The organism is Pyxidicoccus sp. MSG2 (assembly GCF_026626705.1).
Classification (GTDB): Bacteria; Myxococcota; Myxococcia; order Myxococcales; family Myxococcaceae; genus Myxococcus.
On record NZ_JAPNKC010000001.1, the window covers coordinates 9112468 to 9125706 of the forward strand.

Here is a 13239-nt window from a genome sequence, read left to right on the forward strand (position 1 = left end):
AGAAGGGCTTCTACCTGTACGAGGACGGGAAGAAGAAGGAGGTGGACCCGACCATCTACGCGCTGCTGCCGCATGGGAAGGACCGCAAGTCCTTCGACCGTGAGGAGATGGCGGAGCGGCTGGTGCTGCAGATGGTGAACGAGGCCGTGCGCTGCATGGGCGAGGGAATCCTCCGCAGCGCGCGCGACGGCGACGTGGGCGCCATCTTCGGCCTGGGCTTCCCGCCGTTCCTGGGCGGCCCGCTGCGCTACGTGGACAGCCGCGGCCCCGCCGAGGTGCTGCGCAAGCTGGAGCACTACCACGACAAGCTCGGGGAGCGTTTCACCCCCGCCCCGCACCTCGTGGAGATGGTGAAGGCGGGCAAGACGTTCTACCCGCGCTGACCGTCGCTGAAGGCTTCACCGGCTCGGGAGTCCGCGTCTTCGCGGGCTCCCGGGCTTGACCGGGGCGGCGTTCTGGACCAAGCCTGCCGGCCGCATGGCCCGCTCCGCGTCCCGCACCATCGCCCTCGTCGCCCTCGTCGCTGTCGTGCTGTGCGGCGCCGCCGCCGGACTGGGGGCTCATCGCTACTTCCACAAGAACAAGCAGAACCCCGTCGTCCGCGTGGACGAGTACGTCACCATGGGCTGGGTGGCGTGGGACTCGAGCTGGTACATGCGCATTGCGCAGGAGGGCTACCAGTTCACTCCGGGCCAGCAGAGCTCGGTGGCCTTCTTCCCGCTCTATCCGCTGGTCATCCGCGCCGTGCAGACGCTCGGGCCGGACGTGTACCAGTCCGGTGTCCTCATCACCCTGCTGTGCGGCCCGCTGGCGCTGATTCTCTTCACGCTCTGGGCGCGCCGGTTCACGGACGAGGCCACCGCGCTGCGAGCGGGCCTCTTGATGGCCTGCTACCCGTTCGCCTTCTATTTCTACGGCGCCATGTACTCGGACGCGCTGTTCGTCCTGCTGGTGATTTCCGCCTTCCTGTTGCTGGAGCGCGGGCTGCTGCTGCCGGCGGTGCTGGTGGCGGCGGTGGCCACGGCGGCGCGGCCGGTGGCGCCCGCGGTGGTGGTGGGCCTGCTGGTGCGCCGGCTGGAGTGGAAGCACGCGCGCGGCGAGAAGTGGACCGCGGTGGACTTCCTCCCGGTGCTCGCCGGGCTGGGCTTCGGTTGCTACATGCTCTTTCTCTGGCACAAGTTCGGAGACCCCTTCGCCTTCGTGAAGGTGCAGGGCGCTCCCGGTTGGGACCAGCAGCCCGGCTGGCACTCGTGGCTGAAGGTGAGCTGGTTCGAGCGCGTCATCCTCCATCCCACGGACAAGCGTGAGGCGTTCCGCCTGGCCGCGCATGCCTTCTTCACGCTGCTCGCGCTGGCGCTGGTGTGGCCCACGCGGAAGCTCCTGGGGTGGGGTTACGCCGTCTACGTGCTGGCGATTGTCGGCCTGCCCGCGTGGTCCACGAAAGACTTCATGGGTATGGGGCGGTATCTCTTGTCCTCGTTCCCCGTGTTCCTCACAGGCGCGCTGCTGTTACGCCAGCGGCCGCTGCTGCTGCGGGGCGCGCTCACGGTGGGCGCAATCTCCGTGGTCGTTCTCTCGTGGGCCTTTGGCGCCGATTATTACATCTCATGAGCGCACTCCTCGAGCAGGCCCTCTCCCTCTACGCCTCGCTGCCCGCAGCTGAGCGCTTTCACGTCCACGCGCGCGCGTTGTCCGCGCCGCTCTTGGCCGTGGCCTCGCGGATTCCGGGCGGCGGCACCGTGGCGGACATCGGCTGTGGACATGGGTTGCTGTCCGCGCTGCTGGCGCTGGCGGACCCGCGCCGCATCGTGCGGGGCGTGGACCCGGACCCGCGCAAGGTGGCGTGGGCGCGGCAGGCGCTCGTGGGGCTGCCCAACGTCACGCTCGCGGAGGGCACCGTGGAGGAGACGTTCGCCAGCGAGACGGCGGGGGACTTCGACGCGGCGGTGGTGTGCGACGTGCTGTACCTGCTGCCCGAGTCGAAGTGGCCCGACTTCCTGCGCACCGTGCACGGGCTGCTCAAGCCCGGCGGGCGCTTCCTGCTGAAGGAAGTGGAGGGCGACGGCTCCTGGAAGCATCGCAAGGCGCTGTTGCAGGAGTGGGTGATGGTGTCGCTGCTCGGGCGCACGAAGGCCAGCGGCGGCATGGCGCTCAAGCCTCGCGCGGAGATGACACGGTTGCTGAAGGACGCGGGCTTCGGCGTGCTCGAGGTGGTGGACCTGGGCCGCGGCTACACCACGCCGCACGTGCTCTACGTCGCGGAGGCGTGGCTGCCGTAGGGGAGGGGAGACTACGCGGCCGCGGCGAGGCTTCCGTAGGTGTGCAGCTCGATGCCGCGCTCGCGCAGCACGGCCTTCACCCTCGGGCTCGTGAGCGCGTCCAGCTCCGCCTGCCAGCCATAGCGCCACGCCGGGTCCTCCGGCACGTGCGGCGCGCCTTCACCGGGGTGGCAGCCAATCTCGAAGTCACCCGCCGGCAGCGCATCCAGCGCGTCCATCAGCGCGCGCTCATCCAGCCGGCCCGCCTCGAACACGCCGCCCGCGCTCACCCGGCGCACGCCTGGCGTGCTCCACGGCGGTACCCGCGCCAGCGCCGCCAGCACCGTCGCCTTCAGCGCGGGGCCCGGTGCCCGCAGCCACAGCGTCCTCGGCAGCGCATCCGGCCACCTCAGCGGCAGCCCCTCGCGCGCGGCCAGCGCCTCCACCACGCCGCGCACCCCTGGTAACAGGTGCAGGTGCTGGTGCCCGTCCAGGTGGTCCACCGCCACGCCCAGCTCCCGCGCGCGCTTCAGTTGCGCGGCCAGCTCCACCTCCACCTCTTCACGCCGCACGGCCCCGGCGAGCCACGCCTTCGCGAAGTCCGCCCAGCTCCCGCGCATCCGCCCGCCCGGCGCCACCGAGGGCACCGCATGCACGGGCGCCGCCGGAGGCAGCCGGGTGGACAGCGCCAGGTGCAGGCCCACTGCCAGCCCCTGCTCCCGCGCGTGATTGGCGGCCTCGGGCGCCGTGGGGCCCATGGCCAGCAGGGTGGCGCTGGTGACGATGCCTTCGCGGTGTGCCCGGAGGATGCCCGCGTCCAGCGAGGGGTGCAGCCCCAGGTCGTCCGCGTTCACCACCAGGCGCGTGAGGGAGCGCGCCACGTCCGAAGTCCTCAGCCCCGCGCCGCGCGGCCCGTGGGCGGCACCGCGTGGAGCTGCTGCACCGACGGCGGCAGCCGCACCGGCTGCACCGGAGGCTGCGGCGAGCGCGTCTGCGGGTACAGCCGCACCAGCTCCTTCACCATCTTCACGATGACCGAAGGCGAGGCCAGCGTGGAGATGCCGCGCGTGCGCGGGAAGTAGTCCACGCCCATCTGGAACACGCGGAAGCCCTTGCGGATGGCCTTCACCACCAGCTCGGCATCGATGAACGAGCCCTGGCTGTGCAGCTCCATGGACTCCAGCACCCGCCGGTGCATCACCTTGAAGCTGAAGTTGACGTCCTTGATCTGGATGTCGAACAGCGCGCGGATGAGCAGGTTGTAGACGAACGAGTAGACGATGCGCTTGGGGCCCTCGCTCGTGCGGTCGAACCGGAAGGCGCAGATCATGTCCGCCTCCAGGTACTCCATCAGGTGCAGCGAGCGCTCCAGCTCCCGCATGTCCCACGGCAGGTCCACGTCCGAATACACGACGATGTCCTTCGTCGACGCCGCCAGCCCCGTGCGCATCGCCCCGCCCAGCTTGAGATTCACGGGGTGGTGGATGACCCGCAACTGGGGCACCTTCTGCGCCAGCGCCTCGCAGATTTCGCGCGTCCGGTCCGTGGAGGCGTCGTTGACGATGATGATTTCGAAGTCGTCCGTCAGCTTGGGAAGTACGTCCAGGGCGCGACTCACGGCGCGCTCGACGTAGTCCTCCTCGTTCCATGCGGGAAAGAAGAGGCTGATACTGGGGTACTTGCCCACGAAGGACCTCGACGGAGAGACGTGCGGGAGTGAACGGGCTCGGTACCAGAGCACCTCAGCCAAATCAACGAGAGGGGTCGCACTCCGACTTACCGTCGTGATACCGTATGAGTATCAATTTGCGGGTACACTGTGACCTCCAGGCCCTACACCCTGCTCGTGGTGGATGACTCGCAGTCAACGCTGCCCCGGCTGGCCCGAGCCCTGGGGCCGGAGGACTTCGCGCTCCGGCTGACACCGCACGGGCCGGACGTCCCCCGGCTGGCCCGGGGTACGGCCCTGGTGGTGCTCTGCCCGGGCGAGGACGCCGCGGGGCTGCTCACGCTCCTGGACCGGTTGATTCCTCCGGAAGGTGGACCGGGGACGCCCGTCCTGGTGCTTGCCCCCCCGGAGCCGCGCACCCTCTGGCTGGAGGCGCTCCGCAGGGGCGCTGAGGTCGTTCTTGACCCATGGGACCCCGAGGAATTGGTCGCCCGGGTGCACCGGTGCCTGTCCACGCAGGCCCGGATGGAGGCGCTCGCCTTGCAGGTCGGCGAGCTGCAGCGGCTGTCGTCGACGGACGGCCTCACGGGCGTCCACAACCACCGGCATTTCCAGGAGCGGCTGCGCGAGGAGTTCCGCCGCGCCCAGCGCTACGACGACGCGCTGTCGCTCATCCTCCTGGACCTGGACCACTTCAAGAACGTGAATGACCAGTTCGGCCACACAGCCGGAGACGGGGTGCTGCGCGAGGTGGCCGCGGCGCTCCAGCGCGGCGTGCGCGAGACGGACCTGGTGGCCCGCTACGGAGGGGAGGAGTTCGCGGTGCTGCTGCCTCGCACCCACCTCACCGGGGCCCTCACCGTGGCGGAGCGCGTGCGCCGCGAGTTGTGCGCCCTGCGCCTGGGCACCGAGGGCACCTTGCGCGTGACGGCCTCGCTCGGCGTCTCCAGCTTCCCCCACCGCTCCGTCCTCTCCCCGGAGCAGCTCCTCCTCACCGCCGACGAGGCCCTCTACCGGGCCAAGCACGAGGGGAGAGACCGCATCTGCCTGCACGCCCAGCTCCCCCCGTTTCCGCCCCCTTAGTCGCCCGGCGGCGGACCCGGGTCAAAGACTCTGGGTAGATATTGACCCGTTTAGTGGGGGAGGGTCTACTCTGACTCACGCACTCTTGGGTCACGAGAGAGTTAAATCTCGTGATTCCAGGAGTTTACCGTGCAACGGCCTCTGGCAGGGCCATTGCAATTGTCGTGAGGCAGAAAGAATCCATGGGTCCTCAAGCCGCACAGCTCGCGAAGCAGGATGCAGCGCCCCGGGGGCGGCTGCTGCTGGTGGACGACGAGGAGAACATCCTCAAGTCCATCCGCCGGGTGCTGCGCCGGGGGGACTGGGACATCGAGACGGCGACGGACGCCGAGCAGGGGCTGCGGACGCTGGAGCAGTTCCGCCCCGAGGTCGTCATCTCCGACTTCCGGATGCCGGGGATGAACGGGGTGGAGTTCCTCACCCAGGTGAAGCAGCAGGCGCCGCGCGCCCAGCGCATCATGCTGACGGGCCAGGCGGACCAGCAGGCGATTGAAGAGGCCATCAACCGCTCGGAAATCTTCCGCTTCATCTCCAAGCCGTGGAACGACAGCCACCTGGTGCTGACGGTGAAGAGCGCCTTCGAGCAGTACGCGCTCCAGACGGAGAACGAGCGGCTGCACCAGATGACGCAGGGGCAGAACGCCGAGCTCAAGCTGCTCAACGCGGACCTGGAGGAGCGCGTCGCCCAGCGCACGCGCATGCTCAGCCAGGCCAAGCGCGAGTGGGAGCTGTCGTTCGACTGCATGGAGACGCCGCTGTGCGTGGTGCGCGCGCGCGACTTCGCCGTGCGCCGCGCCAACCTCGCGTACGCCCGCGTCGCCGGCCGCGAGATTGAAGAGATTCCCTCCGAGACGGCCTGCTACCGCTACCTCTTCGGCCGCAACGAGCCGTGCACGGGCTGCCCGCTGCCGGCGGCGGTGGAGAGCGGCAAGGGCGCGCGCGGCGAGGTGCAGCAGTCCGGCCGCACCTACGTGGTGTCCGCGTACCCGATGGCGGGCGACGACCGGGTGGTGTGCACCTACCGGGACGTCACCGAGGAGCAGTCGATTACGCGCCGCCTCATCGAGACGGAGAAGATGGCCGCGGTGGGCCAGCTCGCCGGCGGTGTGGCGCACGAAATCAACAACCCGCTGGGCGGCATCCTCGCCTTCGCGCAGCTCATGTCGCGCGACGCGGGCCGCACCGCGCCGGACCTCGAGTCGCTCAAGCTGATTGAAGAGAGCGCGCTGCGCTGCAAGCGGATTGTCGAGAGCCTCCTCAAGTTCAGCCGCCACAGCCGCGTGGAGGACCGGCGGCTGTTCGACTTGTCCAAGTGCGTGGAGGACGCGGCGGTGCTCTTCCGCGCGCAGCTCAAGTCGACGCCCCGGGTGGAGCTGTCGCTGGGGCTGACGGAGGGGCTGCCCAAGGTGTACGGCGACCCCGGCCAGCTCGCGCAGGTGGTGCTCAACCTGCTGCAGAACGGCCTCCAGGCGCTGCCTGCTCCCGAAGGCCGCCTGTCCCTGGTGACGGGCCGCGAGGGGGACCGCTGCTACTTCGCCGTGGCCGACACCGGCAGCGGCATCGAAGAGCGCCACCTGCCGCGCATCTTCGAGCCCTCCTTCACGACCAAGGCCCCCGGTGAAGGTACCGGCCTGGGGCTGTCCATCGCCTACCGCATCGTCCAGGACCACGGGGGCAGCTTCCACGTGGACACCCAGGTCAACGCGGGCTCCCGCTTCACCGTCTTCCTGCCCATCCCCCTGCAGCTCGAGAGGTTGCCGTGATTCCAGTCAAGCGCGCCAAAGTCCTCGTCGTTGATGATGACTCGGTCGTCCTCAAGGCCGTGACGCAGATTCTCCAGCGCGAGGGCCACCCGGTGGTGGCCATTGACGACGCGGTGGAAGGCCTGACGGCAGCCAAGGACCCGTCCATCGACGTGGTCGTCCTCGACATCAAGATGCCCAACCTGTCCGGCATGGACCTGCTCCGCGGAATCAAGGCGGACCGCCCGGACGTGGAGGTCATCATGATGACGGCCTTCGCCACCGTGGAGACGGCGGTGGAGGCGGTGAAGGCGGGCGCGTACGACTACCTCACCAAGCCCTTCGAGAACATCGACGAGGTGAGCCTCACGGTGGCCAAGGCGGCCGAGCGCAAGGCGCTCAAGGACCGCACCCGCGCGCTGGAGGAGGCGCTCACCGCGCGCAGCCAGTTCGAGGACCTCATCGGCCAGTCCACGCAGATGCGCTCCGTCTTCAAGCTGGTGGAGACGGTGAGCCACTCCACGGCCACCGTCCTCATCCAGGGCGAGAGCGGCACGGGCAAGGAATTGGTGGCGCGCGCCATCCACTACCGCAGCTCGCGCAAGGACAAGCCCTTCGTCGCCGTCAACTGCTCGGCGCTCACGGAGACGCTGCTGGAGAGCGAGCTGTTCGGCCACGTGAAGGGCAGCTTCACCGGCGCCACCGGCAACAAGAAGGGCCTCTTCGAGGCAGCCGACGGCGGCACCATCTTCCTGGACGAGATTGGCGACGTGCCTCCCGCCACCCAGGTCCGCCTGCTGCGCGTGCTGCAGGAGGGCGAGGTCAAGCGCGTGGGCGCCAACGAGCCCGTCAAGGTGGACGTGCGCGTCATCGCCGCCACCCACGTGGACCTGTCCCGCGCCAAGGAGCAGGGCAAGTTCCGCGAGGACCTCTTCTACCGCCTGAACGTCATCACCATTGATCTGCCGCCCCTGCGAGATCGCCCCGAGGACGTGCCGCTGCTCGCGCACCACTTCCTGAAGGTGTACTCGGGCAAGGCGGACAAGAAGGTGACGGGCATCTCCCCGCGCGCCATGGAGGCCCTCACCTGCAACCGGTGGACGGGCAACGTGCGCGAGCTGGAGAACGTCATCGAGCGCGCGGTGGTGCTGACGGCCAACGACATCATCGACGTGGAGGACCTGCCGCCCGGCTTCCAGGCCGCGCCGCAGGCCGACTCGACGGTGGAGGTGTTCAGCCTGGCGCACCTGCCGTACGCCCAGGCCAAGCGCCTGGCGATGCGCGCCTTCGAGCGCCGCTACCTCTCCGCGCTGCTGGAGAAGAACAACCAGAACGTCTCCAGCGCCGCTCGCGCGGCGGGTGTGGACCGCTCCAACTTCCGCCGCCTGCTCAAGCAGTACGAGGTGGCCGGCCGCTCCATGAAGCCGCGCCAGCCCAAGGCCGACGAGGCCGAGGCCCTGGAAGTCGCTTCCTGAGTCAGCCCTCTTCACCCGGCTCGCGGGGCGGCTTTCGCTCCGCGAGCTGGCGTTGGATGGCCTCGTAGCGGTCCGCCAGCTCCGCCTCCTCGCCGTTGCGCGTGGGGGTGTAGAAGCGGCGGGCGCGCAGGGCCTCCGGCAGGTAGTCCTCGGGGACGTAGTTGCCCTCGAAGTTGTGGGGGTACTTGTAGCCGCCCCCGTACCCCAGTGACTTCATCAGCTTCGTGGGCGCGTTGCGCAGGTGCATGGGCACCGGCAGCGCGCCTTCCGTCTTCACGGCCTCGCGCGCGGCCATGTACGCGGTAATCACCGTGTTCGCCTTGGGGGCCAGCGCCAGGTACGTCACGGCCTGCGTCATGGGCAGGGTGCCCTCGGGCAGGCCCATGAGCTGGAAGGCGTTGAGCGCGTCCACCGCCACGCCCAGCGCGCGCGGGTCCGCGTTGCCGATGTCCTCCGAGGCGAAGATGACCATGCGCCGGAGGAGGAAGACCGGGTCTTCCCCCGCCTCCAGCATCCGCACCATCCAGTACAGCGCCGCGTCCACGTCGCTGCCGCGCATGGATTTGATGAAGGCGCTGATGACGTTGTAGTGCTCCTCGCCGCCCTTGTCGTAGAGCAGCATCTTCTGCTGCAGGGCCTCTTCCGCGGACTGTCGGTCCACGTGTGTGCCACCATGGGCCGCGGCCACCTCCAGCGCGGTGAGGGCCTTTCGCGCGTCGCCGCCGGCCGTGCTGGCGAGGAAGTCCAGGGCCTCGTCGTCCACCGTCACGCGCCCGCCCAGGCCGCGCTCGTCCGCCAGGGCGCGGCGGAGCAGGGGAATCAACTCGTCCTCCTCCAGCCCGCGCAGGGTGACGACGCGGCAGCGGGACAGGAGCGCGGCGTTGACCTCGAAGGAGGGGTTCTCCGTGGTGGCGCCGATGAGCGTCAGCGTGCCCTTCTCCACGTGGGGCAGGAGCGCGTCCTGCTGGGCCTTGTTGAAGCGGTGGATTTCGTCCACGAAGAGGAAGGTGCGCTTCCCGTGCAGCTTCCAGCGGTCCTGCGCGCGGGCCACCGTCTCGCGGATGTCCTTCACGCCGGAGAGGACGGCGGACACCGACTCGAAGGCGGCGCCGGTGGAGCGGGCGACGATTTGCGCCAGCGTCGTCTTGCCGGTGCCGGGCGGGCCCCAGAGGATGAGGCTGGGCACCTTGTCCGCCTCAATCGCGCGGCGCAGGAAGCGGCCCTCGCCGGTGACGTGCTCCTGGCCCACGAACTCGGAGAGCGAGCGGGGGCGCATGCGCTCGGCCAGGGGGGCCTGGCTGGCCTGGTCCTTCTGGCCGGCATGTTCGAAGAGGTCCATGGGCCCTGAAAATAGCGACCGGGGGGCCTGTGTGCCGAAGCCTGTGTCGGCGGGCGGGCACCCCGGCATTTCGGGGGAGCGCCCGGGCGCCCGCCTGGACTAGAACCCACACGTGTGCAGACCCTGGCAATCGTCGCGAAGAAGGACAAGCCCGAGGCGGCCGCGCTCGCGGCTCAAATCCGCGAGCGCTACCCGCAGCTGACCATCCTCGGGGACCGCTCCCTGGCGCATGTGCTGGGCTGGCCGCGGGTGGAAGACCGGGAGCTGGCGGCCCAGGCGGACCTGGTGGTGGTGCTGGGCGGGGACGGTACGCTCATCTACGCGGCCCGGATGCTGGGAGGCCGCGGGGTGCCCATCCTCGGCGTCAACCTGGGCAGCCTCGGCTTCATGACGGAAGTGCCCGTGGAGGAGCTCTTCACCACCCTGGACGGGGTGCTGACGGGGCGCTTCCAGGTGGACTCGCGGATGAAGCTCACCTGCCGGCTCATTCGCGGGGGGCGCACCCTCATCGAGGATGAAATCCTCAACGACGTGGTCATCAACAAGGGCGCGCTGGCGCGCATCGCCGACCACGAGACGTCCATCGATGGGGTGCCGATTACGACGTACAAGGCGGACGGCGTCATCCTCGCCACGCCCACCGGCTCCACGGCGTACTCGCTGTCCGCGGGCGGGCCCATCGTCCACCCGTCGGTGGACTGCACGGTGCTGTCGCCCATCTGCTCGCACGCGCTCACCCAGCGCTCCATCGTCGTGCCGGCGGATCGGGTCATCCGCGTCACGCTGCGCAGCGAGACGGCGGACACGTACCTCACGTTGGATGGGCAGACGGGCCACGGGCTGCAAGGCGGAGACTGCATCGAGGTGGTGCGCTCGCCCAACCGCGTCAACCTGGTGCGCAACCCGAGGGTGGCCTACTTCTCCATCCTCCGGCAGAAGCTGCACTGGGGAGAGCGCTGAAGGGGCACGTGCCTGCGAAGGAAGGACTTGCGGTGTTAGTCTCCTCGACATGAGCGAGGCTTCCGCGACCCTTTTCGGCAAGTATGAATTGCTGGAGCGGCTTGGCACCGGTGGCATGGCTGTCGTTTTTCGCGCTCGGTACACGGCGGCGCCTGGCGTCAGCAAGTTCGTCGTCATCAAGAGGGTCCTGGCCCACTACGCGGAAGACCCCGAGTTTGCCGCCATGTTCCTCAACGAGGCGCGCATCTCCATCGGACTCAGCCACGGCAACATCGTTCAGGTCTTCGACTTCGGGCAGGTGGATGGCGAGTATTTCCTCGCGATGGAGTTGGTGGACGGGCAGCCATTGTCGCGAGTCCTGAAGACGGCTCGGATGCAGGGCCTGCCGTCGCTTCCGGCTCCGCTCGCGGTAGGGATTGCCATCGAGATGTGCCGTGGACTGCACCACGCTCATGAGCGTGCGGACGAGCAGGGGCGCCCCCTGGGGTTGGTACATCGTGACATCTCTCCTGACAACGTGCTGATCAGCTACGAGGGGGAGGTGAAGATTTCCGACTTTGGTATCGCCAAGGCCCGAATGGTCGGACGTCAGGAGACGGACGCGGGCGTGGTGAAGGGCAAATATCCCTATTTCTCTCCGGAGCAGGCACGCGGCCATGCACTGGACGCTCGCTCGGACGTCTATGCGGTGGGCGTGGTGCTCTACCAGATGCTCTGCGGCCGTCGTCCGACGGAGGGTAACGAGCTCGAGGTCATGCAGTGCATCGTGGAGGGCCGCATCAAGCCTCTGGGCACCGTCAATGAGAAGCTGGACTCGCGGCTGGTCGAGATTGTCCATCAGGCGCTGGCGGTCGACCTCAGGGTCCGGTTTTCGACCGCGGAGGCGCTACAGCAAGCATTGTCCGACTGGATGGGACTGGAAGCTCCACTCTTTCGCTCGACGACGCGCAAGCATCTGATGGGGTGGCTCTTCCAGACGGAGCTCGCCTCCGTGGGCAGGGTCATGCGTGTCCCGGCGGAGCTTCTGCGTCAGGTGGAGGCGTGGCGCGAGAGAATGGCTGTCGCTCCTCTCCCGATGCCCAGAGAAGGTGCGGGTCTCGAGACGCCACGCCGACAGCGATGGGAGATGGAGTCCGTACTTCCAAGTCCGCTGACACAACAACGGCAGGGCGGTCAGCCCGGAGCGGAAGTTCTCCGGCCAGTTCCGCGAGATGCAGAGAGGTTGCCGGAGCCGTTGCCGCAAACGCCTCCCCACGAAGGAGGCACTGGGGACTCCTCACGCTTGAACAGCTCCGTCCCAGCTCCGGCATCCATGGGAGGAGGTGCAAGCGCTCTGCGGGTATTGGGCATCTGCATGGGAGTGGTCGGCCTGGTCGTGATAGGGGTGTTCTGGTTGAAGGACATGCGGCCGGCCGCATTGTGGCGCGTGGTCATCAATTCCAGTCCGGCGGGTGCATATGTCGTCATTGATGGAGTCGTGAAGGGGACGACGCCCTTGACGGTGGAGTCCGGGTTGCCGAGCGGGCCGCAACGACTGGTCCTGGTGGCCAGTGGAACGAAGTCCTGGGTTCGCACCTTGGCGGCGACGGAACTCGATGAGTCGGTGGATGCGAGATTGGAGCCACTGAACTTGCAGGTTCCTACTTCGACCGTCCCGGGGGCGGATGGCATGCTGCCTTTGGGAGGCCCCGAAATTCCTTTCCAGATGACCGATTCGCTTCCCGCGCGGATGCTTTTGGAAGAGGGGAAGAAGCCTTCGCGACCGAAGGCGCGTGCGAGGTGGATGGTGCTCGACCCCAAGCACACCTACACGGCCTGGATAGCCAGGACGGGGAATGCCTTACCCGTATCCGATCAGGTGCCAGATCATTTGATGGAACAGCGCCTGTTGATGGCGGTGCCTGATGATGTGGGCCTGCCTCAGTCCTCGGTCGCCCAGGTTCTCACCGACAAGCCGAGCGCCTTGCCGCCCGCAGAGGTGGTCTATTTCTTCTTCCTGGAGAACTCCGGTGATGGGCTGGGTGGATCTGAGTTCGTCGTGATCAACGTTCGAGATGAAGTCACCAGGGAGACTGTCTCGCTGGGAGTCGACGCGGAGCTGCACTCGCAGGAGGCTCTCCCGAGTTCGCAGGCGCTGATTCGCAATCTCCTCGAAGAGCGGCGCTATGTCGTAGAGGTCAGGAACCTCGGTGAGGACAAGGGGGAGTTGATCATGATCACGCCACCCGGGGGCCGGGTGTCTGGCAGGGAGGCCTGGAAGTTGGTGCAGGGTCTTGAGGCGGGGCGGTATGAGGTGTCTGGCGTTCAGCAGATGGAATTTGCAATGCCTCGCAGGAAAGGTGCTGAGACGACGGCAAGGTTGGAAGTGACGGTTGACGTCGTCGACGATGTTCAAGTGCCTTCGGATGGTGCTGCATCAGCGGAGGATTCCTCCGTGTCTCGTGAGTGGACGCCCTTGCAGCAAGGGCGGGACTTGATTCGCCGCAATCAGTTGCGTGCGGCGCAGCAGCAGTTCATGGAATGTGTGAGCTGGAAGCCGTATTCGCATTGGTGTCATCTGGAGTTGGGGCGGGTGAGCAGCCGTCTTGGAGACATTGAGTTGGCGGAGAAGAGCTACTCGCGCTATCTGCAACTGGAACCCTCCGGAACGGGGGCCTCCGAGGCTCTCAAGTTCGTTGCTGGCATGTTGAAGAGCCGCCAGCGGTAGCGCTCC

11 protein-coding genes are annotated in these 13239 nt (G+C 68.0%); 8 read left to right on the plus strand and 3 right to left on the minus strand.

The window, feature by feature from the left end; translation table 11 throughout:
• Positions 1-41 precede the first annotated feature (41 nt).
• The 3 genes from OV427_RS50890 to OV427_RS35745 all read left to right on the plus strand — a co-directional run bounded on the left by OV427_RS50890 (position 42) and on the right by OV427_RS35745 (position 2279).
• Positions 42-383: a 3-hydroxyacyl-CoA dehydrogenase family protein gene (locus tag OV427_RS50890; protein WP_420718378.1), complete on the plus strand. Its 342-nt coding sequence runs from the start codon at positions 42-44 to the stop codon at positions 381-383.
• Between the two features lie 94 nt (positions 384-477).
• Positions 478-1611, plus strand: coding sequence for a mannosyltransferase family protein (locus tag OV427_RS35740; protein WP_267860699.1), 1134 nt, complete (start codon positions 478-480; stop codon positions 1609-1611).
• Positions 1608-2279: a class I SAM-dependent methyltransferase gene (locus tag OV427_RS35745; protein ID WP_267860700.1), complete on the plus strand. Its 672-nt coding sequence runs from the start codon at positions 1608-1610 to the stop codon at positions 2277-2279. Before OV427_RS35740 ends, OV427_RS35745 begins: the two co-directional genes overlap by 4 nt.
• Before the next feature lie 11 nt (positions 2280-2290).
• Here the strand turns inward: OV427_RS35745 and OV427_RS35750 are convergent, their stop codons facing one another.
• Positions 2291-3139, minus strand: coding sequence for a carbohydrate deacetylase (locus OV427_RS35750; protein ID WP_267860701.1), 849 nt, complete (start codon positions 3137-3139; stop codon positions 2291-2293).
• Positions 3140-3150: 11 nt separating this feature from the next.
• The gene (locus tag OV427_RS35755; protein ID WP_267860702.1) at positions 3151-3945 is read right to left on the minus strand and encodes a glycosyltransferase family 2 protein; all 795 of its coding nucleotides are present in this window, start codon (positions 3943-3945) and stop codon (positions 3151-3153) included.
• Between the two features lie 132 nt (positions 3946-4077).
• Here OV427_RS35755 and OV427_RS35760 point away from each other — a divergent pair, with 132 nt between their 5' ends.
• The 3 genes from OV427_RS35760 (at position 4078) to OV427_RS35770 (ending at position 8227) form a co-directional block, all read left to right on the plus strand.
• Positions 4078-5010, plus strand: coding sequence for a diguanylate cyclase (locus tag OV427_RS35760; RefSeq protein ID WP_267860703.1), 933 nt, complete (start codon positions 4078-4080; stop codon positions 5008-5010).
• A 182-nt stretch (positions 5011-5192) separates the two neighbouring features.
• The gene (locus tag OV427_RS35765) at positions 5193-6773 is read left to right on the plus strand and encodes an ATP-binding protein (protein WP_267860704.1); all 1581 of its coding nucleotides are present in this window, start codon (positions 5193-5195) and stop codon (positions 6771-6773) included.
• Positions 6770-8227 (plus strand): sigma-54-dependent transcriptional regulator, encoded by a 1458-nt coding sequence (locus OV427_RS35770; protein WP_267860705.1) that lies wholly within the window; start codon positions 6770-6772, stop codon positions 8225-8227. Before OV427_RS35765 ends, OV427_RS35770 begins: the two co-directional genes overlap by 4 nt.
• A gap of 1 nt (position 8228) precedes the next feature.
• Here the strand turns inward: OV427_RS35770 and OV427_RS35775 are convergent, their stop codons facing one another.
• Positions 8229-9566, minus strand: a complete 1338-nt coding sequence (locus tag OV427_RS35775) for a replication-associated recombination protein A (RefSeq protein WP_267860706.1) — start codon at positions 9564-9566, stop codon at positions 8229-8231.
• Between the two features lie 114 nt (positions 9567-9680).
• Between OV427_RS35775 and OV427_RS35780 the strand changes: the two genes are divergently transcribed.
• Both OV427_RS35780 and OV427_RS35785 read left to right on the plus strand, forming a co-directional pair.
• Positions 9681-10526 carry an NAD(+)/NADH kinase gene (locus OV427_RS35780; protein WP_267860707.1) on the plus strand — a complete coding sequence of 282 codons (846 nt, stop codon included), beginning with the start codon at positions 9681-9683 and terminating at the stop codon, positions 10524-10526.
• Between the two features lie 49 nt (positions 10527-10575).
• Complete coding sequence (locus OV427_RS35785) at positions 10576-13233, plus strand: protein kinase domain-containing protein (RefSeq protein ID WP_267860708.1); 2658 nt, start codon at positions 10576-10578, stop codon at positions 13231-13233.
• The last annotated feature ends 6 nt before the right edge of the window (positions 13234-13239 follow it).

Excerpts from the sequence above, each read along its gene's own strand:
- OV427_RS35740 (WP_267860699.1), top strand. The coding sequence starts at position 478 with ATGGCCCGCTCCGCGTCCCGCACCATCGCCCTCGTCGCCCTCGTCGCT.
- OV427_RS35785 (WP_267860708.1), top strand. The coding sequence starts at position 10,576 with ATGAGCGAGGCTTCCGCGACCCTTTTCGGCAAGTATGAATTGCTGGAG.
- OV427_RS35775 (WP_267860706.1), bottom strand. The coding sequence starts at position 9,566 with ATGGACCTCTTCGAACATGCCGGCCAGAAGGACCAGGCCAGCCAGGCC.
- OV427_RS35765 (WP_267860704.1), top strand. The coding sequence starts at position 5,193 with ATGGGTCCTCAAGCCGCACAGCTCGCGAAGCAGGATGCAGCGCCCCGG.
- OV427_RS35745 (WP_267860700.1), top strand. The coding sequence starts at position 1,608 with ATGAGCGCACTCCTCGAGCAGGCCCTCTCCCTCTACGCCTCGCTGCCC.